Source organism: Sulfurospirillum halorespirans DSM 13726 (genome assembly GCF_001723605.1).
GTDB classification, from domain to species: Bacteria; Campylobacterota; Campylobacteria; order Campylobacterales; family Sulfurospirillaceae; genus Sulfurospirillum; species Sulfurospirillum halorespirans.
The window spans coordinates 1,843,496-1,868,493 of the sequence record NZ_CP017111.1 but is presented as its reverse complement, the minus strand read 5'-3'; the positions used below and the strand labels follow the sequence as shown (position 1 = coordinate 1,868,493).

Below are 24,998 nucleotides of genomic sequence, written 5' to 3'. Positions count from 1 at the left end.
TTTAAACACGATATTTTGAGGAAAAACGAATGGATTTAGACGCATTATTAGAGATCAGCAATCACTGTATTCATTCAGAACCTCCCGTATGCGTGGCATCGTGTCCGGTTCATATGGATGTGATTGCTTTTGCTTACGAAATTGAAAAAGGTGATTTTGCTAAAGCGTATAAGGTGATGGAAGCCAAAATACCCTTTAGCAGACTTATTGGAAAAATCTGCGACCACCCTTGTGAGAAGGTCTGTGTGCGACAAGCGGTGGGTGGAAGTATCCGCATCAGCGAACTGGAAAAAACCGTTATTGATTTAGGGTATACGAGTCCTAAAAGACCACTGCTTATGCCCAAAAATAAAGGCACCATTGCGATTATTGGTGGGGGACTCAGCGGATGTGTTACAGCAATTGAGCTGGATAAAAAAGGCTATAAAGTCAGTATTTACGAAAAAACAGACCGTTTAGGTGGAAGCCTTTGGGCGTATGAAGGTCAAGGGTTAGAGACCGCTATTATCGAAGAAGAACTCTCCATGATTTCTAAAAAAGGGATTACGGTTTGTTATAACACGGAAGTGACTGAAGAAAATCTGAAAAATTATAGTGAAAAATACGATGCCATTTATTTAGGAACAGGCATTTGGAGCGAAGTGTATACCATTCATCCTGAGACTTTTCAAGTCAATGATTCTTCCTTGTTTGTGGGTGGAAAACTTCAAACGCAAAACCAGTCTATTATCTTTTCTGCAAGTTCAGGAAAAAGAGCGGCCATTTCGATAGACCGCTACATTACGAAAACCTCGATGAGTGCTTCTAGGGAGCGTGAGGGTGTTTTTGAAACGAAACTAGATTATAAAACGGATACTGCAAAACCGACTCAGCCTGTGGTAAAAAGAGCCTCTCTTTACTCTGAAAATGAAGCACAAGAGGAAGCAAGTAGGTGTCTTAAATGCCAATGTGATGCCTGCATTAAAGCCTGTGTGCATATGCAACGCTTTTCCATCACACCTGATCGCTATATTAGGAGTATCAATCACAACGAACGCATTGTTTTAGGAACACGCAGTGCTAATTTGATGATTAACTCCTGTACGGAGTGTGGCTTGTGTAAAGAGGTCTGTCCTATCGGCATTGGTATGGCTGACATCATACACGCTACAAGACAGAGCATGGTTGAACGCGGTAAAATGCCCATCTCAGCGCATGATTTTGCCCTTAAAGATATGCAGTTTAGCCACAGCGATTACTTCTCAATGGTTCGTAAACAACCAAGCAAAGAACAATCTAAAAATCTTTTTTACTACCCTGTCATTGCCTTTTCGCAGTATGCACGAGGTTTATACAAAGGATCTGGAAAAACGGGCTATCTTTTTTACCCAGGCTGTCAGCTGAGTTCCACGCACACGGATTATATTGGCGCTATTTACAAACATTTGGTGGGCGTTATTAAAGAGAAAGATGCTGATAACGATGTCGGTCTTTATTTAGGCTGTTGTGGTGCTCCTGCGGATTGGGCAGGAAGGCTTGATCTGATACCCCAAAGTATTGAAAAAATTCACACAACATGGAAAGAGATGGGTGAGCCAACCTTTATCCTCGCCTGTTCGAGCTGTGCTTCAACATTTGAGAAATACCTGCCGATGATTAAAACCATCTCATTGTGGGAAGTGTTTACCTCATTCGGTTTGCCTGAGGTGGATATTAAAAAAGGTAAGCGAGAGCTTTGCATTCACGATGCGTGTGCGACGAGGCATAATTCGGCGATTCATGAAAGTGTACGAAGCATTGTGAAAACTTTAGGTTATACCATCCAAGAGCTTGAATACTCCAAAGAAAAAGCGAAATGTTGCGGTTATGGCGGTTTAGTTGCCTGTGCCAATCCTGATCAAGCGGAGGATTTTGTGAAAGACCGCATTGATGAGAGCGAGCACGATGTGCTGGTGTATTGCGCGATGTGCAAAGATATGTTGGTCAAAGGCAATAAACGGGCGTATCATATTTTGGACATTATTTATGGCAATGAAATCAACCATGATGCGCCTCAAAAAATGCCCACACTCTCCGAGCGCCAAAACAATCGAAAACGCCTCAAACAGCAGTTGCTTAAAGAGATTTGGAACGAAGAGGAGAGCGATATGAGCAAGACCTATGATTTTACCCTGCATATTTCCGATGAAATCACCGCTCTTATGGAGAAGCGATTTATTTTGTTGAGTGATGTTGAAAAAGTGGTGGAACACTCGCTTACATGTAAAGAGCGATTTTACAATCCTGAAACGATGGATTTCCTCGCACGCCTTAGAGTTCAAAATGTGACATTTTGGGTGAAGTACGAAGAGAGTGGCAGTGACATCACGGTGAAAGATGTCTACAGCCATCGTATGGAAGTGGTGGAGGGCTGAGATGGAAACTAAAATCGATACAACAACCACATGGATGTGCGACAAATGCCAAAAAGCATTGGTGTCACAAAAGGTTAAAGTGCGCTATTTGGAAGGAAATTTTGAAGTCGAGCTTTTAAAATGCCCTACCTGTAACATGGTCTTTATCAGTGAAGATTTGGCTTTAGGGAAAATTCTTGAAGTCGAAAAAAGCTTGGAGGATAAGTAGCGTGTTTACATGTAACGTCTATGAAAGCGTTTCTATGCAAGAAGCCACAGGTGAAACCTTGCGCCCTGGGGGATTTAAACTCACCGATCAAGCGGTTAGCTTTTGTGCTTTAAATGAACAGGATCATGTGCTTGATCTAGGATGTGGTATGGGTGCAACGGTTTCGTACCTTTATAAAAATTATGCGATTAAAGTGGTGGGAATTGATCCGTCCTCGAAGTTATTGACGATTGCAAAGGCAAAAAATCCTTTTGCAACGTTTATTTCAGGATCGGGGGATGCTCTTCCCTTTGTGAATAAAAGTTTTGAGTGTGTTTTTGCTGAGTGTACACTTTCTCTTATGAATGATTTACATGTAACGTTAAAAGAGGTCTACCGAGTTTTGGATAAAGGCGGTTGGTTTGTGATCAACGATGTGTATGCGAAAAATCCTGAGGCACTTAGTTCGATGGATAATTTTTCCATGACATCGTGTATGAGAGGAATGCACGATCTGCTCTCTTTAAAAGAGATGTTGGAGATGATTGGCTTTGAGATCATGCTTTTGGAAGATTGTAGCCAACTGCTTAAAGAGCTTATGGTCAAAATCATCTTTTCACACGGCTCCATGGGGGCTTTTTGGGGTAAAACCATCGAAGGCGAAGCCGCTCACACGAGTTGCTCTTTTGATCAAAACATTAAGCAATGCAAACCGGGTTATTTTATGTTAATCGCTAAAAAAGGAGATGAAAACAATGGATGATATATCACTACGACTCTTTAAACTCTCATCAGCGGGATTTTGCTGTGCGCAGATCATGTATAAACTCGCCCTTGAAGACGAAGGCACTTGCAATGATGATTTGGTGCGCTCGGCACAAGGACTCTGCCGTGGCATTGCGGACACACAAAAAACCTGTGGTGTGCTTAGTGGTGGCATTGGTGTTTTAGGGTTGTACGCGGCAAAAGCCAAAAATGACGAGAGTGCTCATGAGGATTTTGCACCGATGGTTCAGGCATTTCATGAATGGTTCAAAACGGAATTTGGTTCAACACAGTGTGCGACGCTGATTGGTGTGCGAGATTTTCACAGTGGTGATCAAAGTTTCAAACCCATTTGCGCAGGGATCATTCAAAAAGCGTATGTCAAAGTCTATGAGATTTTGCTAGAGCATGGCTACGACTACGGAAATAGAGCGTAATGCGATGACGCATGAATCTTTGATGCACACGGAGAGTTTGTGTCCTATCTGCTTGCGCGTACTTGAGGCGTTTATCGTCGAAGAAAGCGATCATGCACTGATGATTAAAACTTGCCCCGAACACGGATCGTTTGAGACGGTCTTATGGCGAAGCAAAACGCCAATGCGCGAATGGATACGCACCAAAGAGAGAGCGTACATTAACAACCCTATGACCGAGATCGACAAAGGGTGTCCGTTTGATTGCGGCTTGTGCAGTGCGCACAGGCAACATACTTGCACCGCACTGATTGAAGTCACTTCACGGTGTAATCTTAGCTGTCGTTTTTGCTTTGCGGATGCACTGGATGCTAAAAGCAACGACCCAACCTTAGCTCAGTTGCGGTTTCAGTTTGAGAGCATTTTGAAAGCCTCAGGCAGATGCAATATCCAACTCTCTGGTGGCGAGCCAACGGTGAGGGATGATCTAGCAGAAATCGTGAGTATGGGTGTTTCATTGGGTTTCCCGTTTATTCAAGTCAATACCAATGGCATTCGCATGGGAAAAGATGAAGCGTATGTGAAGGCCCTCAAAGAAGCAGGGCTTAGCTCTATTTTTTTACAATTTGATGGCATCGATGATGCAATTTATGAAAAACTGCGTGGCAAAGGACTCTTTGCTGTTAAGGCTCAAGCGATTGAAAACTGTCGCAAATACGGCATTGGTGTGGTGTTGGTTCCTACCATCGTTCCCCATGTCAATGTGGACAGCATTGGTGACATTGTCCGTTTTGGCATAAGCCACTCTCCAACCGTCCGAGGGGTACATTTTCAGCCTGTGAGTTATTTTGGGCGTATTCCAGAACCTCCTAAAGACGAAGATCGCATTACCTTGCCTGAAGTGATGGAGCAGATTTGTGAGCAAACCCATCATATGGTTGAGATGCAGAGTATGAAACCCCCCGGTTGCGAAAATGCGCTCTGTTCGTTTCATGGTAATTATCTGATCGAAGAGGGCAGCTTAAAGCCAGTGACCAAACGCTCGTGTTGTTCGAGTGACAGCGAAAAAGCAGAAGAGGGGGCGAATAAAGCCAAAGCCTTTGTAGCGCGTAACTGGTCGTATCAAAAGCAGGTCGAAGAGAAACTTTCCGACTGGGACAAAATCTTAAGCGCTATTGCCAACAACGCGTTTAGCCTCTCAGGCATGGCATTTCAAGATGCGTGGAATGTGAATTTGGAGCGTATTCGAGATTGTTGTATTCATGTCTCTACCGTGGAAGGTAAACTCATTCCGTTTTGCATGTACAACATCACCAACATGGATGGGACGTCTTTGTATCGAGAGGCAAAGAGGGCATGATGCAGGTCACACCATTGGAAAATTGGATCGTGGAGCGAACACAGATAGCTTCAAAAAGCCAAGACGCTTTGAGGGCGTATCAGCTTGAGAAGATCATTCAGACCTTAACCTATGCCAAAGAGAAGAGTCGGTTTTACCACGAAAGATTGAAAGAGGTTGACCTAAGTACTATCACATCACTGAAAGATTTTGAACGCATTGCGTTTACGACACCTCGGGAGATTAAACAAAATAGTCTTGATTTTGTCTGTGTTCCTAGTTCCGACATTGAGCGCATTGTGACCTTAAATACCTCTGGGACGACAGGCGATGAGAAACGCATCTTTTTTACGCAGGAAGATTTGGAAGTGAGCATCGACTTTTTTCAGTATGGGATGAAGTGTCTGGTGGATCAAAGCGACACGGTGATGGTTTTACTTCCAGGTCCTGCTTATGGAAGCATCGGGGATCTGCTTCAAAAAGCGTTGGCAAAAAGTGGAATACCGTGCATCGTGCATGGTGTGCTGAGTGATGTTGAAAAAACGGCGCAGTGCATTGAGGAAAATCACATTACCTGCATTGTGGGGATTCCGATGCAAGTGTTGTACCTCAGTCGTGTTAAGCCAGAACTCTTTTACAGCCACATCACAAAAGTGCTTTTAAGCACCGATTATGTGCCTGACGCATTGGTGGAAGCACTGAGTTTTAAGGGTACATGTAAAGTTTTTAACCATTACGGTATGACCGAGATGGGCTATGGTGGAGGCGTTGAGTGCGCGTGTTTGGATGGGTATCACTTACGGGAGAACGATCTCTATTTTGAGATTATTGACCCGATTTCAGGCGAGCTTGTCAACGATGGGGAGTATGGCGAAGTGGTGTTTACCACGCTGAATCGTCAAGCGATGCCGCTGATTCGTTATAAAACGGGCGATAGGGCGCGGTTTTTAAGCCAGCCTTGTGGGTGTGGTACCTTTTTGCGCCGAATGGAAAAAGTGTTGGGGCGCATGGAAAACAGCGTCTGTATTCAGGGTCATGAGATTCACTTACGCGCGTTAGATGAGATCCTTTTACGGTTTGATTCTATTTTAGATTATACGCTGAGTGTGGAGGAAAATGACACTTTACATGTAAAGCTGATGCTTACCAACAAAGAGCGCTCGGTGGCGCTTAAAGAGGAGATGATTCGGCGTATCAGAGAGCATTTTCCTTTTGAGTTTACGCTTCGGATTGAGACCTTTGAAGATGATCGTTCCCCCAAAATAATCCATAGCATGATCAAACGAAAATTACACGACAACAGACAAGGAGCAAAGGTATGAAAACCATCGTAGAACACATTGTAGATAGTTTAAATGAACAACATGAAATCGTTACAGCAACCATTTTACACAAAAGCGGTTCAGCCCCTAGAGAAGCGGGCACGAAGATGGTGATTCGCAAAGATACGTCCATTGAAGGCACCATCGGTGGAGGCACACTTGAAGCCATGGCGATGCAGTTAGCCCCTGAGGTGTTTAAAACCAAACAGAGCTCCATCGAAGACATTGAACTCACCGATGATGATGCAAGAGCTGCTGGCATGGTGTGTGGTGGCGAAGTCAGCGTGCTTTTGGAGCACATTGATGCGCTCGATATTTCGCAACTCAACATCTACCATAAAGCCAAAGAGCTTAAAACCGTGGGTACGGATTTTATCATGATTACGAATATTTCGCAGACGAACAGGCGTATGAGTGGCAAGCATAAATGGATATGCACTGAAACGGAGCTATTTGGCGAAGAGGACAAAGAGGTACAAGGCATCGTACGTGAGCTTCGGGAGAATTTTTACCATGTTAAGTTTCATTTACATGTAGGAAAAAATCGGTACATGATCGAGCCTTTTTACGCGATGGATCGGCTCTACATCGTGGGGGCTGGGCATGTCTCTCAGCAAATCGCCTTACTCTCTAAATCGCTTGGTTTTTACACGGTTGTCATTGATGATAGAGAAGCGTTTGCCAATAAAGAGCGATTTCCCTCCGCCGATGAAATTCATGTGGTCTCTTCGACGTATGAGGGATTACTCCAAGAGGTAGGTATTCCTCCCAACAGTTACATTGCCATCGTGACCAGAGGCGTTGATAAAGTTGTGCTTGAGCAAGCCCTTCGTATGCGCGCCAAATACATTGGGATGATTGGGAGTAAAACCAAACGCAATTATGTGTATGCGGAGCTGTTGAAAGAGGGTTTTGCGCAACAAGAATTAGACGTCGTGCATTGTCCTATTGGTGTCTCTATCAATGCGCAAACGCCTGAAGAGATCGCCATTAGCATCGTTGCCGAATTAACCCAAGTGAAAAGAAGTTAGACAATGACAAAAAGCGATATGGCTGTTCTTATCATCGCCGCAGGGTACTCTTCGCGTATGCACGACTTTAAACCGCTGTTGCCTTTTGGAGAAACGAGCGCTTTAAAACGACTCATTCAAACCTACCAAGCGCATGGGCTAGAACATATTTACGTGGTGGTTGGGCATCGCCAAGACGAGATCAGAGAGGTTTTAAAAGAGGAAAATGTCACGATCGTTTACAATGAGGAGTACGATAAAGGGATGTTTAGCTCGATTCAAAAAGGGCTTCGTGCGATGGATGAAATGATCCATGCGTTTTACATGCAGCCTGTGGATATTCCCCTCATCAAAACTCAAAGCCTTGAGCGGTTGTATGAGGCGTATGTAAGCACACGAAAGGGCGTGATTTACCCGACCTTTTTGGGGCATAAAGGGCATCCACCGCTGATTGATATGAAGTATAAAGCGCAGATTCTTGCTAGTAACGGCGAAGGTGGGCTGAAAAAAGTGCTTGAAGCGTTTCATGCGGATGCTTTACATGTAAACGTCTGCGAGCAGTCGGTTTTAATGGATATGGATACGAAGGAAGATTATGAAAATCTCCTGCGCTACGAAGCGCTGGGTGCTCCTAATAAAGAAGAGTGTTTGGCAATGATGCTTCAAAACGAGGTGCCACCCCACATTATCAAGCATTGCGAAGCGGTGGAAAAAATGGCATCCAATCTGCATGAACAGATCGTCTGTTTTGGGATTGGAATCGACAAAAATGCTTTAAGTGCGGCGGCATGGGTGCACGACATCGCTCGTAAAGAGAAAAATCATGCGTTGGTGGGTGCGCAAAAGCTTCGCTCGATGGGCTATGGTGCCATCGGTGAGATTGTTGCAACACATATGGATATTGAAATCGATGAGAATGTGCCTTTAACTGCCAACGAACTGCTCTTCTTAGCCGATAAATTGGTGGATGAAGATGATGTGTGTGGTTTTGAAAAGCGCTTTGCTCGGGCATTTCAAAAATGCAAAGGAAATTTCGAAGCACAACGCAATATCACCCAACGTTTAAACGCCACACGCATGATTATTTCCAAGATCGAAAAGCTTACATGTAAAGTATTTCCCTATGGTTGAAAAAGTCTATTTGTTGCGTCATGGGCACATTAATAACGGGAGTGAAAAGAGATATTTGGGACGTACTGATGTGCCACTGGATGCGTTAGGGTTAGAGCAAGCGCAAGCGTTGGGTGAATATTTTAAAGCGATCCACGTTGATGCCATTTTTACCAGTCCCTTAAAGCGTTGTGTGCAAACGACAGAGATGATTTCTAAGAAGTATCAGGTTGTCGAGGCATTGTCTGAGATCGATATGGGGGATTGGGAAAATCTCCCAATGGCGCATATTCAGTCACTCTACCCCAAACTGTATGCGCAACGAGGTGAAAATTTGGAGTACTTTACGCCACCCAATGGCGAGAGTTTTCATATGATGGCACAACGTGTGAGGCAGGCGTTTGAAAAAATCGTACAAAGTGTTGATGGTACCATCATTATCGTGGCGCACGCAGGGGTCAATCGCATGATCCTCTCACACCTCTTTGGCATTGAGATCAACGATATGTTTAGCATTGTCCAGCCTTTTGCGTGTGTGAATGAATTAACGTGGGATTGTGAACGGTTGCAGTGGGAGTATCGAAAAGTGTTGTAAAGAGGCTTTACATGTAAAGCCTCTGGTGGTTAAATGTCTTTAATAAACCTTCGCTTTTTCGAGTTTTTTACGCTCGACTTTCATGCGGTCTTGGAATTTTTTGCTGCGATCTTTGGCGAAGAGTTGCATGTCTTCGACTTCGTCCATCTCATCGACGATTTCAACACCTAAAAGCGTTTCAATCGCATCTTCAAGCGTCACAACACCTGCTGTTTGTCCGTAGCTATCAAAGACCACGAAAAGGTGCGTTTTACGTTTAACGAACTGATCGATCAGGTTTGGTACAGGAAGATTTTCAGAGACCATATGCACTTCATGCGCAATGTGTTCAAGTGTCATCGTATCGTGGTCTTCCACGCTCTCTTCTAGGATTCGTTGGTTAAAGACGATGCCCACAACATCATCCAGCGTCTCACCAAAAACAGGGATACGCGAGTGAATGTACATACGATCATCCTCAATCGCTTCTTCAATGGTTGTCGTTGCAGGCAGTGCAAATACAACACTTCGTGGGGTCATAATATCTTTGGCTTTAATGTTTTTAAGTTTTAAAAGATTTTCAATGAGGTCACTCTCTTTGCTGAGAATCGATCCTTCTTTTTCACCCATAGCAACGACTGCCATAATCTCATCGCGCGAAAAATTGCCTTGCTGTTTTTTATTTTTGGAAATATAATTGGTCAAAAGCGATGAAACCCATGTAAATGGCGTGCTAATCGTGACAAGAAATGCGATCATGTACGCGGAAGGGATCAAGAGTTTTTTCCAGTAAAGGGCACCAATGGTTTTAGGAATGATCTCTGAAACATACAAAATGAGCAGCGTCACAATAAAAGCCACTAACGTCTGCCATTCAGCGCCAAAGAGGATTTGGGTTTGAGCACCCACACCTGCGGCTCCCATGGTATGTGCAAAGGTATTGAACGTCAAGATAGAAGAGATCGGTTTATCGATGTTGGCTTTTAACTCTTTGATTGTAGCAATAGCTGTTTCGTTGTTTTCTTTGGGAATGGTTTCAACGTAAGAGTTGGTGCTTGAGAGTAAAACTGCTTCTAAAATGGAACAGAGAAATGATACGAAAAGAGCAAGAGAAAGATAGACTATCAGAAGTGTCATAGAGCAACTCCCCTGAGATTAACGAAATGAAAACTAACCGAGTCCGGTTCGCTTTGGGTCATACAGAATTCCTTTAAAATATTTTGTGTCGTATTATAGCATAAACAAAAAACTACTTTGTTTCAGGGACAAATACGAGCGAGATAGAATTAACACAATGACGCGTGTTCTTTTGGGTCAAATGCTCACCTTCAAACACATGTCCTAAGTGCGCACCACACGCATTGCAGAGGATTTCAGTGCGTCTGCCATCGCGGTCGGTTTCGCGCTTAATCGCCCCTTTGATCTCATCATCAAAACTCGGCCAGCCGCATCCCGAATCAAACTTGTCAGACGAGGTATACAGTGGTGCATTGCACTGTTTACAGTGGTAAACGCCTAGTGCATGAAAGCTATTGTATTGCCCAGAATAGGGCATCTCCGTGCCTTTGTGAAGAATGACACGCTCTTCTTCGGGGGTAAGAGGACGAAGCGTCATAAGGACTCCTTAAACGCCCCCAAGCGAGCTAAAATCTCACCGTGTGTGAGCGTGATCGCTTTGGCGATGATGGTTTTATTGTCCAACTCTTTGAGCGCCATTAGGGTTAAAATACTCGCCTCAATGTTCTCACCAATGCTGATAATAACCGTATCAAGCCCCACAACGCCCGCTTCTTGAAGGGCTTTGATGTCTGTACTGTCTAAAATAAGTGCGTCTTCAATGTAGTCGCTGATGACTTGAATTTTATGCGGATCGTTGTCGATGGCGATGATGTCCATACCTTGCTCGGCTAAACCTTTGGCGATGTGAAAGCCAAATTTTCCAAGACCTATAACGGCGTATGTTTTCATAGTAAAATCCTTCCTTCTGGGTATTGTACGTGTTTGATTTTTTCTCTTCCGATGATAAGAAAGCCAAAGGCAAAAATGCCCATACGTCCGATGAGCATGAGCGCGATGATGATCGACTTACCAAACGGGCTAAATTTATCGGAAAGGCTTAAAACATCACCATTGCCAACCGAAACTCCCACCGTACAAAAAGCCGAAACAACCTCGAAGAGTGTTTTCATAAAGTTAGTGTGTTGGGTTTCGACTAAAACGACAGTGGCGGTAATCGTGATAAGCGAAGCGACTAAAATGATCGCAGAAGAGCGGTTGATAATCTCTTGCGTGATGGTGCGTTTAAAGGCGTGTGGTGCTTGATTGCTGATCTTAATCGTGTGAATGGTTGCGATAATGAGCACGGCAACCGTGGTGATCTTGATGCCACCGGCGGTACTGCCAGCCCCACCACCGATCATCATGTAAATGGTCGAGCAAAAAAGCGATGCGTCGCTCAGAAGTGAGAGATCAAGGCTGTTAAAACCTGAGGTTCTAAAGTTGACCGAGAGAAAAAAACTGTTTAGAAGCTTGTGATAAAGCGACATGTGCGCAAAAAGACCTTTGGTATCCCACTCGATGGCTAAGAAAAGCAACGTGCCCGAAACAATGAGAATAAGGGTTCCCACAAGGGTAATTTTGGTGTGCGCAGAGAGCATAAAGCGCTTATGGACACTTTTGGCATGAAGCTCTACCAAGACCAAATAGCCCACACCGCCTAAAATAACCAAAAAAGCAACGGTCACTAAAACGGTAAAATCGGTTTGGTATCCTAGAAGATTGTCTCGAAAGGTCGAAAAACCAGCATTGTTAAACGCGGCAACGGAGTGAAAAATCCCTTGCCAGATTGCTTTATTGACGGGCATATGCGTCGCAAAACGCATCGCTAAAATAAGTGCACCGAGTGATTCGATAATGAGCGTAAAGAGAAAAACCTTTTTTAAAAAACTTTGAATGTCAAGATTGTGCGCGTAATTGAGCGAATCTTTTGCCATGTTTTTTTCATGAATGGTCAGGTTTTTTTTCATAAACAAGAAGAAGAGGGTGACGATACTCATATAGCCCACACCACCCACCTGCATCAAAATCAAAATAACGCATTGCCCAAAAAAGGTAAAATGCTCAGGGGTTACTTTGACAATAAGTCCCGTCACGCAGGTTGCGGATGTCGAGGTAAAAAGTGCGTCTATAAACGCGAGTTTGCCCACATGCGCAAACGGTAGCATTAAAACAATGGCGCCTATGAAAACCACAGTGAGATAGCTAAAAAAGATAACTCTCAATGTTTTTTGATTCATTCATCTCCTTTTTCGTGTTCACATTGGCAAAAACGATACCCAATGCTGGACTCGGTTGTGATGTACTCAGGTCTGGTCGAGCTTTTTTCAATCTTTTTACGCAAGGAATTAATATAGGTTCTAAGATACTGCATCTCATTTTGATACCCGACACCCCACACCGCTTTTAAAATCTGCTGATGGGGGAGGACTTTGTTGGCATTTTGCATTAAGTAGCGCAAAAGGGCGTATTCGGTTGGCGTGAGCTTTAAAAGAGCTTCGTTTAGCATGACCTCTTTGGTGGTAAAATCGATGCTAAGATCTTTACATGTAAGCCTCTGGGGTGAAATGTCGTGATGCACGCGCCTTAGCGTTGAGCGTACGCGTGCAAGCAGTTCACTCGCAGAAAAGGGCTTGGTCACATAGTCATCCGCACCCAAATCAAGAGCTGCGATAATCTCTTTTTCTTCTCTTCTTGCAGAGAGGACAATGATGGGCGTTTTGCTCTCTTTGCGCACCTCTTTAATGAGTTTTTTTCCATCACCATCGGGCAGTCCAAGATCTAAAATGATCAGCATCGGATTGTGGCTGATGTATTCACGTTTTGCAAGCGTTAGCGTATTGGCATAGCGTGTTTTATAACCGTATTCAAACAGCGAAATGGTTAACAGTTTGGAGATGGCATCGTCATCCTCAACGATTAAGATCAGCTCATTGGGTTTCATTCAGCCTCTTTTTGAAGCGCACTGAGCTGTTTGAGCCTTGGTAAGGTTATCTCAAAACAGACGCCATTTTCGTGGTTGTACGCTTTGATCTTTCCATGGTGTGCGGCGACGATGCTTTGGCAGATGAAAAGCCCAATACCACTACCTGAAATATCGTTCGCGTTTTCAAGGCGGTAAAATTTATCGAAAATGGTCTCAAGGTTGTGCTCTTTAAGCGGATTGCTTTCGTTGAAAAAAGCGATTATAACGCCTTTTTGTTCTTGCGTGATCGTGACACTGATCTGCTTGGTTTGGTTGGAGTATTTAAACGCGTTGTCTAAAAGATTGGCAAAAAGACGCACCAAAAGGTTGTAATCACCCCAGAAAAGCTCTAACTTAGCGTCTACATGTAAACGCAATGAGCGTTGGATCTGCGCTTCATCAAAATCTTGCAAAGCAACGCCTAAAATATCTTCCAGATCACACCATTCCATCTTAAGTTCTAGGTGTTTGTCTTTAAGGCGAGCGTTGTCTAAAAGGTTATTGATCAGGCGGTTCATTCTATCGGAACCATTTTTGATCTCTTGAAGCAGCGTATTTTGAGTCTCTTCGCTCATTTTTCGATCTTCCAACAGCAGTGTAATCGAACCCAAGATGGAAGAGAGTGGCGTTTTAAGATCGTGCGAGAGCGTGTTAAGCAAAATATCTCGTATCTCATTGGTCTGAATTTTTTTGGCTTGCGCTGTGATGATGTAGCCTACCAGTAAAAAAATGGCAAAACTCCACAGATAAATCGCGTCATGCACACTGAAACTATAAACGGGCGGAACATACAGAACATTGAAGAGTAAAATAGCGATGAAGGCAATGAGTGCCGTGGCAGAAAAGTTACCACGAAGCGCTACGAAAATGATGGGAATAAGATGAATCAGTGCGATGTTCACGAGCTCTAAATAGTCTTGAAACACAACGCTAATCAGCGTAATGACCCCCAAGACGACTAAAGCGGTTAAAATGTAATTGTAGCGATGAAACACGCCTGATCCTCATAGTCTATTTGGGATTATTATAGAGCAGAATCCATCAAAAAGTTATCAAAATAGTGACTTTTAGGATAAAATAGTTTTCCCAAATTTCAAGGAGAATGAATGAAACATCTCAAAGGTTTTCGAGGGAAGTATTTCAGCCTAGCAGCGATACTTGCTTTAAATGCTACGCTTACTTTGGCAAGTGATGTCCAAAGTGCTGTAGACACTGAAAAGCAACTCTATACGCCAAAAGCTGAAGCATCCTCAGAAACAACAGAAGTGCTCGAAGAGAGTAGTGCGCCTGTTGTGGTGATCTCGAAAAAGATCAAAGTCAGTGAAGTTGGTGCACCTTTTGCATCTGAAGTCTACACCAAAAAAGAGATTGCACAATCTCACTCCAAAGACATCTACGAATTTTTAAACACACAAACTTCCGTAACAGCCCTTCCAAACATGGGTAATCCTTTTGCACAAGCGATTGATATGCGTGGCTATGGATTGGGGGCTGGCTATGAAAATACAGTCGTTACGCTTAACGGTAGGCGCCTTAATAATATCGATATGGTCCCTCAGCTGTTATCATCTATTCCCATTGATAGTATAGACAAAATAGAGATTATTAAAGGCAGCGGCTCGGTTGAATATGGTGATGGTGCTAATGCAGGTGTCATCAACATTATCACAAAAGATTATGATGGTGCTGTGATTAAAAGTTATATGGGCGATAATGGGCTTAAATTTGCCTCTGTTGGTCTTGGTATCAAAGAAGAGAAGTTCTCCATTTCAGGCTATATTGACGATTATAGCCATGATGGCTTCAAAGAAGTTTCAAGTGATGGTACGAAAGATGAGAGTTGGAATCGCAATAAATCTATTAAAGCGACACTCACGCCTATTGAAGATCTTACCTTTAATGTTGGTAAAACGTATTCAAAAATGAACGTCAATTTTGCCAATGCAATAACACTATCTCAGTACGAACAAAATCGTTACACCATTCCATCTTCTGGATACAACGAATACTATTACAGTTCAGATGTCCTCTCTTATGGATTTAACTACAAAATCAATGATAAATTTTCCATTGATGCGCAAGTGTCCAACGAAGATAAAGTATCTAATTATGTGACGTACAGTTCACGAAGTGACTATGACTATAAAAGCTATGATACAAAAATCAATTACAGTGATGGTGCCTTAAAAGCACTTGTAGGCATACAAGCTTTTGATGGTGAGCGTGATGCTTTTGGAAATCAAACGACCAAAGAGAACCTCGGCGTTTATGCAAAAGCGGATTATCTTTTAAATGCTCATACCTTTTCAGTAGGTGCGCGTGAAGAAAACGTCAAATATAAATATGAATCATCCACAAATAGCACTGAAGATGACAGCACGCTTCAAGCCTATGATGTAGGATATAACTATAAATTGACCTCAAAAATGTCTCTTTTTACAAATTATAATCACTCGTTTCAAGCACCTGATATTGACAGGTTTTTTAGTTGGGGAGGCACATTTAACGGCTTTATTGAACCTATGAAAGTCGATACATTCAATGTTGGATTTAACTATATCAGTTATCCTCATACCTTTAAAACAACATTCTTTTATGCCTTCTTAGACAATGAGATTTATTACAATGTCACCAGTGGGAATAATACCAATCTCAAAGAGACTGAAAAAAGAGGCATTGAATTGTCTGAAAAATATCAAATTCTCTCCAATCTCTTTAGCGCATTAAACTATACGTATCTCGATACCGAAATTATTGATGATGGGTTGGGCGGAAGTTTTAACGGAAGAAGTATTCCCGGTGTTTCGCCTCATAATGTTAAAGTTGCTTTAGGCTATAACCCAGTAAAGCCCGTTGCTTTAATTCTTTCACATACGTATAAATCTAAAACCTATGCAATTGATGATTTTGATGGCAATTATGGCAAAATGGAAAGTTATTCGGTCACAGATTTATCGGCAACGTATACCTATAAAAATTATGAAATCTTTGCCAAAGTGAATAATCTATTTGATGAAAAAAATGCCATGTTTGCTGATGGTGGTGCATGGTCAGGGTTAGGGGTTTATCCTATCAATTATGAGCGAACATTTCTTGTTGGCTTTAGCGCGAGATTCTAATGAAACTGAGCCTTCGACCTTACCTGTGGTATAAACTGCTCAATTCCCTCTTTTTTGGGCTGGCGGTGGGGAGTGTTTTTGTGCTTTACACGCCGCTTGAGCCTTCGGTGTTTTCACTCGGAGGCATTGGGCTTGCCATTGGTTTGCTCGTGGTGGCAAAAGTGTACGAGAAGATGATGAATCTTCTCGTTTTTTACCGTGTGACACTTTTTGTAGAGTTTTTAGCGCTTTTGATTGTGGTGAGTTTTCTTCTGTTTCGCTACAGCTATAGCAGTGTTTTGTTTATCTATATCTCGTACCAACTGACATTTGTGTTTGGCAATTACCTGATGCGCATTGAAACCCTGGCTTTGAAACGTACCATTTTGCTCTCCTTTGCGGATGTGTTAAAGCAAAAGGGTTATTTGATCGGTATGGTCCTTTCGTATCTGTTTTACAAAGGCATTGAGTGGTATGGGATTAGCGACAAACAAGAGCAGGTGTATGCTTTACATGTAGGACTTTTGTTCATTCAAATCGTCATTATTTTTCTCGTTTTCAAAGCATTTCGTCCGCGTTGAGCTTCTCTTTCAGGAATTTATGATTACAATTCATTAATTTGAAATGTTAAGGATTGTGCTTGCATCGTGAAGAGAACACGTTGTTTCATAGATTCATTGCGAGCTATGAGCAGTATAAAGAGAAAAAAGCCTTTATCTATAAAATAGGCGATCAAGAGTTTGAAGTCAGTTACGAGAAATTATTTGAAGATGTTTTAATTCTTTCACGTGCTTTAAAAGCCAAGAAGGTCATAAAAGGCTCTAAAGTGATGTTTTTGTGTGACAACCGCTACGAGTGGATGGCCACCGATCAGGCTTTGATCGCCTTAGGTGCCATCGGTATTCCTAGAGGGTGTGACACCCCAACGCAAGAGTTAGAGTATATTCTCTCCCATTCGGGTGCCGAATTTTTAATCATTGAAAATGAGAGTGTGTATGCGAGACACGAAGTGATGCTAAATGCGTTTAAACTCAAAGCCATTTTCATTGTCGAAGCACCTAAGGTTCACTCCCTTTTAAGCAACCTCTATTCGTACAACGATATTTTAAAAGATCGCACGATTCATGCGGATGAGGTTGAAGCGTTTATTCAAGGTAAAGATGTGTTAGATGAGGAAGATCCTGTCACACTTATTTACACTTCAGGCACGACGGGCACACCTAAAGGGGTGATGCTGAGTCATAAAAATATCATGTACAATGTGCGTGAAATTCCGCCATTGATTGCGCTTCAAAGTGACGATGTGTGGGTTTCGATTCTTCCTTCGTGGCATATTTTCGAACGTGCTGCCGAATACGTAGCCCTTTCGCAAGGGTGCTGTACGGTTTATTCGACCATTAAAACCTTTGCAGCCGATTTGGAGCAGTATAAACCGACCATTGTGGCAACCGTGCCCAGACTGTGGGAGTCGATGTACACACGCATCATGACCACGCTGGAGAAAAAAGATCCTAAAAAAGCCAAACTGTTTAACAAACTCGTTGCCATTTCAGCCGCCTATCGACATGCGGATCGCGTCTTAAAAGACGAACTTCCCTGTTATAAAAAGCCCTCATTGATGCTTACATGTAAAGATAAAACCATTGCTTTTGTGACCCGTTTAGCGCTCTATCCACTCTATGTGTTTGCTCAAAAAAAGCTGGCACTCGTTCAAGAGAAGTTTGGGGGAAGACTACGCCTTGCGGTAAGCGGAGGCGGTGCTTTACCCGATTTTTTAGATGCGTGGATTGATGCCATTGGTATTCGCATCGTCAATGCATACGGCATGACCGAGTGTGCTCCTGTAATCTCAGGACGCGCCCTTCAATGCAATACCTTCTCAACACTCGGCCCCGCGGTTCATAATACGACGCTTAAAATCGTGAACAAAGAGGGCGATCCCTTGGGTGCGGGCGAAGTGGGTGACATCTGGGTGAAGGGTGAGCAGGTCTTTAAAGGCTACTACTGCAACCCTGAAGAGAATGTCAAAAGTTTCAGTGAAGATAGTTTCTTTAAAACAGGCGATCTTGGCAAGCTAACCCTCAAAGGCGAGCTGGTCATCACGGGGCGTTCCAAAGAGCTTATTGTCTTAGCCAGTGGCGAAAATGTCGATCCGACGCGCATCGAATCAACGCTCTCCATGTTACCCTTCATTACCGATGCAATTTTAGTGGGGCATACCAAAAAAGGGTTGGGTGCGCTCATCGTGCCTGATTTTGAAAAGCTTAAAGAGTATGTTGCTTTAAATTTTAACAAAGCGGTACACAGCATTGAACAAGTGATGGAAGATAAACAGATCGTGGCAAAAATCAAAAGTGAGATGAACGATCTGTTGCATCAAGGACACGGATTTAAGCCCTTTGAGAAGTTGCAAAATATCCACTTTTTGGACAAAGAGTTTACCGTAGGCGAAGAGCTGACCAACACATTTAAGAAAAAACGTCACGTCATCGAGAAAAAGTACAAAGAAATCATCGATAAATTTATACATTAAAGCATTTCGTGCCATAATGGTATCAGAGCCTTTTCAAGGCGTTTTTGACGAAGGAGAACAAATGGCAAAAGTCACATCGTATGGTGCTGCTTCCATGGTTACGGGTTCGTGTCATCTCTTGGAGATTAACTCCATCAAAATTATGATGGATTGTGGGATGATTCAAGGCGAGCTGTGGAAGAGCAACTATGAGCCTTTTGGGTTTGATCCTTCTTCGATTGATTACCTCATTTTAACGCATGCTCATAACGATCACATCGGGCGTGTTCCCAAACTGGTTAAAGAGGGGTTTCGTGGCGAGATTATTGCCACGGAAGCGACATTGGATATTGCGTATATTATGCTCTTAGACAGTGCCAATTTGTTGCAAGAAGAGTACGAGACACAGCTTCGCAAAGCATTGCGCAGAGGGGAAGAGGCCAGTGTGATTGAGCCGCTTTACACCAAAGAGCATGTCGAACAGGTTTTCACCCACAAAATACGTCGTGTGAAGTACGATGAGATCCTCACCATTGCCCCTTTTTTAAAGCTAAGCCTTCATAATGCAGGGCATATTATGGGAAGTGCGTTTGTTGAGATTAATTATGAAGAAGAGAGTGTAGTTAAAACCGTTGTCTTCTCAGGAGATTTAGGTAGTAAAAACCGACTTCTTCTTAATGACCTTGCCCCGATTTCCCATGCGGATACCCTTTTTATCGAATCGACGTATGGCGATAGAGAACACCGAGCACTTCAGGCGAGCATTCAAGAGTTCAAAGACGCCGTGGTTTCGACCCTCAATGATGGCGGAAATATCGTCATTCCCTCCTTTGCGCTGGAGCGAACCCAAGAGATTTTATGGCTACTGCATCAGATGCACCAAGAGGGGCTTTTGCACAATTGCCATGTCTTCTTAGACAGTCCATTAGCCATTGAAGCGACCAAAATTTACCAAAAATACCCTGCGCAAATGAACCAAACCGTAGGTTTACATGTAAGCTTAGGCGATGACCCTTTTGCGTTCCCACAACTCAAACATACGCCACGTCGAAAAGACTCTATGCAAATTAATGATGTCGATAAACGCACCATTATCATCGCAGGAAGTGGTATGTGTACGGGTGGGCGTGTGTTGCATCATCTCAGACAACGCATTTGGAATCCTAAAAATGCCGTTATTTTTGTCGGTTTTCAGGTGAAAGGAACTCTAGGGCGTGATATTATCGATAGTGAGCCTTTTATTCGTATTTACGGTGAAGATATTAAAGTACGCGCCAAAATCTATACGATCAATGGTCTCTCAGCCCACGCCGATCGCGCGGATATGCTCGCTTGGATTAAACACATTGGAGGGTTGGCGATGATTCATTTGATTCACGGAGAAGTAGACAAAATGGAGCTTTTTAAAGCTTATTTGAAAGAAAATGTCGACAGTAAGGTGCATATTGTCAAAAAAGCAGAAACAATTTACCTTTAAAATTGACAAGGGCGATTTGAAAATGTTATAGTTTATTTTGACTTCGTTTATTGCTTCCTTGTAGGGTCTATAAGCTTAATGCCTTTGTTGCTGATGTCGTAAAATAGCTTTAGAAAGAGTCCTTGAAAATGTTTAAAGCAATGCTGTACCGTGTCTCTTTATTGCAAGCTTTAGCCGTGATGATTATTATCGCATTGCTATTACCTCTCCCCCTTGTTGTGCTAACGTATGTTAACAGTACCTACCAAAATAAACAAGAAGCTTTTACCGCGCTCAATACCAAAAAATTCAATCTCTCTTCTGCCATTTTTAGCGAATCGTTATGGAATTTTTATCCCGAACTGGGTCAAAAGATGCTCGATCAACTCCTGCTTGATCCGAGTGTGCAGTTTGTCTATGTCAAAGATAATGATGGGAAGCTCTTTTTGGGCTGGGAAAACAAAGCGAAAATTTCCAACAACGATGACACACTTTTTTTGAACAAACTATTGGAAAAAGAGGGTGTTATGATTGGCTCATTGGAAATGGGCTTTAAACGCCAAGACCTTGTGGATTCCATACTCTCTGATATGACGCTTTTTGGTGGTATGATCTTTTTGCAACTGCTCCTTTTAATCACCGTTATTTCATGGATTTACTATTACAAAATTATCAGTCCGATTCGCCGTTTGGTTGGGCACTCCACCCTTTTGGCACAGCAGAAACTGGATGAGCCTTTTTTGTGGGATGAAAACGATGAGATCGGCACGCTTGGTTTTGCGTTAGATAAGACACGCATCAAGCTCAAAGGCTTTTTTGAAACACTCAAACACGAAAATGAGATACTCGATGAAAAAGTAAAACAACGCACCAAAGAGCTTGAAGATGCGAGTCGCTATAAGTCCGAATTTTTGGCCAATATGAGCCATGAAATTCGCACACCGATGAATGCTATCATGGGCATGTCGCATTTGATGAGCAAGACAGCAATGAACAGCACGCAAGTGGGGTATGTGGCTAAAATAAAAGAGGCATCTTCGGTTCTGCTTCGTATTATCAACGATATTTTGGATTTTTCAAAGATCGAAGCGGGGAAAATGGATGTTGAATCCATCGCATTTGATCTGCACAAAGAGCTTAAAAAAAGCAGTTCGATCTTCTCAGTGCTTGCCAAAGAGAAAGGGATCGATTTTCAGTGTGACTTTGTGGAGACAAATCGCTTTTTCAAGGGCGATCCATGCAAGATTATGCAGATTGTCAACAATTTTTTAAGCAATGCGATCAAGTTTACCAAAGAGGGCGCTGTTGTGTTAAGCGTGGAAGAGCAGATTCATGATGAACAGACCGCTACGCTTACCTTTCATGTCAAAGACAGTGGCATCGGCATCGCCAAAGAGAAACAGTCACTTCTGTTTAAAGCCTTTGCTCAAATAGACGCTTCCATCACACGAAAATACGGTGGAACGGGGCTTGGACTGTACATCTGCACACAGCTTGCCGATATGATGCACGGACGTATCCATTTGGAGAGCGAGGAGGGCAGAGGAAGTCTGTTTAGCCTTACGCTCACACTTCCACTTGCCAAAGGCATTGATATACAGCATGAAAACAGTGCTCTTGAATATGAACCACTGCATCTTTTAGTGATCAGCGATCAGAAAAAAGTCAGCGAAGCGTTAAGTGAGCTTATTCGCTCTTTTGGGTTTTTTGTCACCGTTTGCAAAAGCAGTGATGATGTCAGTAGCACACTTCAAAAAGGGAGTGAGAGCTTCCATCTGGCTATTTTGGATTATGAACTGGCTAAAAAAGCCAATGGGGTTGATTTTTACATGAAATTGGTCGACAAAGTCGGTATGGAGGCACTTCCTCCATTCTTAATGATTGCGAGCAATGATGATGCGGAGCTCAAAGAGCGCATTTTGAGCACAGGCATCAAAGCGTTACTGAAAAAACCGATCAACCCTTCGATGCTTTACGATGAAGCTGTCTCGTTATGTGCGTTAAGGGCGCAAGTGCCACTTTTTGACCCTTCCAAGATCAACCTCTCTTCCAAACGTATTTTGGTTGTGGAAGACAACGACATCAACCTTGAAGTGGCAACGTATCTGCTGAAAGAAACCCATGCCAACGTTGAAGTCGCGCGCAATGGGCTGGAGGCGGTGGAGATCATTCAAGAGCAAATTCACCCGTTTGATCTCATCTTGATGGATGTTCAGATGCCATTGATGGATGGGTATGAAGCCACACGCATCATTCGCAAAGAGCTCAATCTCCTGACACCCATCGTTGCGATGACCGCCAATGTGATGATCCATGATATTGAAAAATGTCTTGCGGTCGGCATGGACGCGCACATAGGCAAACCTTTTGAAGTGGAAGACTTCTATGGTACGCTCTTGGAGGTTTTACATGTAAACGTTGCCATGAAGCCAAAACCGCAATCTATCGCCCCCAAAAGCCCGACAACTCTTTTTGCGAAACAAGAGGCGATTAAACGCTTAGGTGGGAACGAAGCGCTGTGGAAGAAGCTTTTTAGAAGCTTTTTTGAGACCTATTTTCAAGTACCCGAGCGGTTGCATGCTTTGATCGCTGCGGAAAACAGAACCACATTGGTGGACTATGTGCACACCACAAAAGGGCTTAGTGGCACGGTTGGATTGAGCCAGTTGGAGCAGAGCCTTGGGGTGTTTGAGCGCTCGCTCAAAGAGCAAAATAGCTTTGAAAATCTTCCTTTAGAGACCGTTTTAAAAGAGCATCAAGCGCTGATGAGCGTTCTGCGCAGTGAGTATGAAAAACTAAGTTCTCCTTCTTCGTTAAAACAAATCCATTTTTCATTTGAAGAGAAAAAGGTTTTAGAGTCTCTTTTGGTAGAGCTTCAAAGGGCACTGGAACTCTCCAATGTCTCCAAAGTGACGTTTGTGTTAGAACGACTTCTTTCCCATGATGAAGTAGCAGGTAAGGCAGCGTTTAAAGAGCTCCTTTTTACATGTAAACAGTTTGATTTTGAAGCCGCCTTGCAAAGCTTGGAGCGTTTAAGTGAGGAGATAAGCCATGGCTAAAATTTTAGTCATCGATGATACGCCAGAGTATCTTGAAATGCTCAGTTCGCTTTTGAGTGAGCATGAAGTGTATGCCGCAAAAGAGGGCAAACGAGGGCTTAGTTTGGCTGAAACGGTGATGCCCGATCTCATTTTACTGGACATCAACATGCCTCTGATGACTGGGTATGAAGTGTGCCGTAGACTTAAAACGATGGAGAAAGTGCGCGCAATTCCTGTCATCTTTCTCACCGCCAATGAGGGCAGTGATTATGAAGAGATCGGGTTCAATTTAGGTGCGGTCGATTTTATAGCAAAGCCGTTTCATGCAGGACTTTTAAAAGCCAGAGTCAAGACGCACGTCTCGTTATATCAACTGCAATCTAACCTGCAAAGCCAAGTGGCAAATCAAACCGAAGAGATTCGCAAGCTCAACCATGAAATGACCTATCTCTCCGCTTCGATTGCAGAGCTCAAGTCTAAAGAAACAGGCGAGCATTTAAGACGTGTCGCGGAGTTTTGTTACCTCTTTTGTAAGTTTTTAGGCAAAGATGAGGCCGAATGCGAAAAGATCAAAATGGCAGCAGTGCTTCATGACATCGGCAAAGTGGGCATTAGCGATGAGATTTTGAATAAGCCTGCAAAACTGGGTGATGATGAGTGGAACATTATGAAAAATCACTCCATGCTTGGCTATGAGATGCTCATCGACTCTGAGTTTGAGCTGATGCAACACGCTGCGATGATTGCGCTTGAACATCATGAGCGTTGGGATGGGCAAGGGTATCCGCATGGAAAGAAAGGTGAAAACATCTCATTGATTGGGCGTATCTGCGCGGTGGCGGATGTGTTTGATTCACTGTTAGACAAACGCGTTTACAAAGATCCTTGGGAAGAAAAAGCCGTACGAGACTATTTTGTGATGATGCGCGGAAGCCAATTTGACCCGCACATCACCGACATTTTGCTGGAAAATTTTGATATGTTTCTCTACACATGGAAAGCGCTTAAAAGACCCAAAGGGAAACAATGCGACATGGTTTAGTTCTCGTACTTTTCGCTCTTTGTTCGTATGCGGATGTCTTTAAAGTCTACACGGAGCAAAATCCACCGTATAATTACGGAAACCCCAATCACATTCAAGGAAGCTCAACACTTTTGCTCAAACAGTTGTTTGAAAAAAATGCGCATCAGTTTGAGGGCAATACCATCTCGTTGATTCCGTGGGCAAGAGGGTACCACGATGTCTTACATGTAAAAAATACCATGCTGTATAGTATGGCACGTACTCCTGAGCGAGAAGATTTATTTGCATGGGTTGGACCGATTGGAAAATTGCGTATTGGTATATTGGCTAAAAAAAGCCGTCATGTTGTGATTACCTCTGCCAAAAGTGCTGCAGAGTATAAAATAGGGACGATTTTAAATGCAGCAGCTGAGCAATTGATGCTCAAAGAAGGGTTTGATATTCAAACTTTCGATCGGTTTAGTAGCCTTGAGTCACAACTCAAAAAACTCAAAGATGACCGTATTGATTGTTTTGCTTCCAATATCGATGCGATGTATCATATTATCAAAGATATGGGTGGCGATGTGTCAGAATACGAAGTGGTCTATTTGCTCAAAGAGAGCGATCTTTATTTTGCTTTTAACAAAGAGACCCATCCTCAAACCATCACTGCACTCAATGCAACACTCAAAACCCTCTTAAAATAGCACCAAAAATTTCTTTAGAATTTTTTCAAGAGAAGTAGAGT

General features: G+C 43.0%; 21 protein-coding genes and 1 pseudogene. 16 read left to right on the top strand and 6 right to left on the bottom strand.

Annotated features, from left to right (window positions below; translation table 11 throughout):
• The first annotated feature begins 29 nt into the window (after positions 1–29).
• From SHALO_RS09320 to SHALO_RS09280, 9 genes are read left to right on the top strand one after another with little or no spacing between them, the layout of a single operon-like run.
• A complete protein-coding gene (locus SHALO_RS09320; protein ID WP_069478283.1) occupies positions 30–2,393 on the top strand; it encodes a pyridine nucleotide-disulfide oxidoreductase/dicluster-binding protein in 2,364 nt (787 codons plus the stop codon).
• 1 nt (position 2,394) lies between these two features.
• Positions 2,395–2,601, top strand: a complete 207-nt coding sequence (locus SHALO_RS09315; RefSeq protein ID WP_069478282.1) for a DVU_1557 family redox protein — start codon at positions 2,395–2,397, stop codon at positions 2,599–2,601.
• A 1-nt stretch (position 2,602) separates the two neighbouring features.
• On the top strand, positions 2,603–3,343 hold the full coding sequence (trsM, locus tag SHALO_RS09310) for a DVU_1556 family methyltransferase (protein WP_069478281.1): 741 nt from the start codon (positions 2,603–2,605) through the stop codon (positions 3,341–3,343).
• On the top strand, positions 3,336–3,782 hold the full coding sequence (locus SHALO_RS09305) for a DVU_1555 family C-GCAxxG-C-C protein (RefSeq protein ID WP_069478280.1): 447 nt from the start codon (positions 3,336–3,338) through the stop codon (positions 3,780–3,782). Before trsM ends, SHALO_RS09305 begins: the two co-directional genes overlap by 8 nt.
• A 4-nt stretch (positions 3,783–3,786) precedes the next feature.
• Positions 3,787–5,121 (top strand): radical SAM (seleno)protein TrsS, encoded by a 1,335-nt coding sequence (gene trsS / locus SHALO_RS09300; RefSeq protein WP_069478279.1) that lies wholly within the window; start codon positions 3,787–3,789, stop codon positions 5,119–5,121.
• Positions 5,118–6,422 carry a DVU_1553 family AMP-dependent CoA ligase gene (locus tag SHALO_RS09295; RefSeq protein ID WP_202968799.1) on the top strand — a complete coding sequence of 435 codons (1,305 nt, stop codon included), beginning with the start codon at positions 5,118–5,120 and terminating at the stop codon, positions 6,420–6,422. The genes trsS and SHALO_RS09295 overlap by 4 nt, the downstream gene beginning before the upstream one ends.
• Positions 6,419–7,453, top strand: a complete 1,035-nt coding sequence (locus tag SHALO_RS09290) for an XdhC family aldehyde oxidoreductase maturation factor (protein WP_069478277.1) — start codon at positions 6,419–6,421, stop codon at positions 7,451–7,453. The genes SHALO_RS09295 and SHALO_RS09290 overlap by 4 nt, the downstream gene beginning before the upstream one ends.
• 3 nt (positions 7,454–7,456) lie before the next feature.
• A complete protein-coding gene (locus SHALO_RS09285; RefSeq protein WP_069478276.1) occupies positions 7,457–8,563 on the top strand; it encodes a DVU_1551 family NTP transferase in 1,107 nt (368 codons plus the stop codon).
• Positions 8,556–9,137 carry a histidine phosphatase family protein gene (locus tag SHALO_RS09280; RefSeq protein WP_069478275.1) on the top strand — a complete coding sequence of 194 codons (582 nt, stop codon included), beginning with the start codon at positions 8,556–8,558 and terminating at the stop codon, positions 9,135–9,137. The genes SHALO_RS09285 and SHALO_RS09280 overlap by 8 nt, the downstream gene beginning before the upstream one ends.
• Positions 9,138–9,176: 39 nt before the next feature.
• On the opposite strand, the gene SHALO_RS09275 is transcribed toward SHALO_RS09280, so the two are convergent.
• The 6 genes and pseudogenes from SHALO_RS09275 to SHALO_RS09250 all read right to left on the bottom strand — a co-directional run bounded on the left by SHALO_RS09275 (position 9,177) and on the right by SHALO_RS09250 (position 14,132).
• A complete protein-coding gene (locus tag SHALO_RS09275; protein ID WP_069478274.1) occupies positions 9,177–10,253 on the bottom strand; it encodes a CNNM domain-containing protein in 1,077 nt (358 codons plus the stop codon).
• Positions 10,254–10,365: 112 nt separating this feature from the next.
• Positions 10,366–10,731 carry a methionine-R-sulfoxide reductase gene (locus SHALO_RS09270; protein ID WP_069478273.1) on the bottom strand — a complete coding sequence of 122 codons (366 nt, stop codon included), beginning with the start codon at positions 10,729–10,731 and terminating at the stop codon, positions 10,366–10,368.
• Positions 10,732–10,739: 8 nt separating this feature from the next.
• Positions 10,740–11,084 (bottom strand): annotated as a pseudogene (locus SHALO_RS09265) (potassium channel family protein); the annotation flags it as partial.
• Complete coding sequence (locus SHALO_RS09260; RefSeq protein ID WP_069478272.1) at positions 11,081–12,412, bottom strand: TrkH family potassium uptake protein; 1,332 nt, start codon at positions 12,410–12,412, stop codon at positions 11,081–11,083. The pseudogene SHALO_RS09265 and the gene SHALO_RS09260, both read right to left, overlap by 4 nt.
• The gene (locus SHALO_RS09255) at positions 12,409–13,116 is read right to left on the bottom strand and encodes a response regulator (protein ID WP_069478271.1); all 708 of its coding nucleotides are present in this window, start codon (positions 13,114–13,116) and stop codon (positions 12,409–12,411) included. The genes SHALO_RS09260 and SHALO_RS09255 overlap by 4 nt, the downstream gene beginning before the upstream one ends.
• Positions 13,113–14,132, bottom strand: a complete 1,020-nt coding sequence (locus SHALO_RS09250; protein WP_069478270.1) for a sensor histidine kinase — start codon at positions 14,130–14,132, stop codon at positions 13,113–13,115. The genes SHALO_RS09255 and SHALO_RS09250 overlap by 4 nt, the downstream gene beginning before the upstream one ends.
• Before the next feature lie 111 nt (positions 14,133–14,243).
• Between SHALO_RS09250 and SHALO_RS09245 the strand changes: the two genes are divergently transcribed.
• The 7 genes from SHALO_RS09245 (at position 14,244) to SHALO_RS09215 (ending at position 24,957) form a co-directional block, all read left to right on the top strand.
• Positions 14,244–16,256 carry a TonB-dependent receptor gene (locus tag SHALO_RS09245; protein WP_084010855.1) on the top strand — a complete coding sequence of 671 codons (2,013 nt, stop codon included), beginning with the start codon at positions 14,244–14,246 and terminating at the stop codon, positions 16,254–16,256.
• Entirely contained in the window at positions 16,256–16,816 is a 561-nt protein-coding gene (locus SHALO_RS09240) for a hypothetical protein (protein ID WP_069478269.1), read from the top strand. Before SHALO_RS09245 ends, SHALO_RS09240 begins: the two co-directional genes overlap by 1 nt.
• A gap of 80 nt (positions 16,817–16,896) precedes the next feature.
• On the top strand, positions 16,897–18,768 hold the full coding sequence (locus SHALO_RS09235; protein WP_238585226.1) for an AMP-dependent synthetase/ligase: 1,872 nt from the start codon (positions 16,897–16,899) through the stop codon (positions 18,766–18,768).
• A 61-nt stretch (positions 18,769–18,829) separates the two neighbouring features.
• On the top strand, positions 18,830–20,224 hold the full coding sequence (locus tag SHALO_RS09230) for an MBL fold metallo-hydrolase RNA specificity domain-containing protein (protein WP_069478267.1): 1,395 nt from the start codon (positions 18,830–18,832) through the stop codon (positions 20,222–20,224).
• A gap of 128 nt (positions 20,225–20,352) precedes the next feature.
• Entirely contained in the window at positions 20,353–23,262 is a 2,910-nt protein-coding gene (locus SHALO_RS09225; protein ID WP_069478266.1) for a response regulator, read from the top strand.
• Entirely contained in the window at positions 23,255–24,286 is a 1,032-nt protein-coding gene (locus SHALO_RS09220) for an HD-GYP domain-containing protein (protein ID WP_069478265.1), read from the top strand. Before SHALO_RS09225 ends, SHALO_RS09220 begins: the two co-directional genes overlap by 8 nt.
• Entirely contained in the window at positions 24,271–24,957 is a 687-nt protein-coding gene (locus SHALO_RS09215) for a substrate-binding periplasmic protein (protein WP_069478264.1), read from the top strand. The genes SHALO_RS09220 and SHALO_RS09215 overlap by 16 nt, the downstream gene beginning before the upstream one ends.
• The last annotated feature ends 41 nt before the right edge of the window (positions 24,958–24,998 follow it).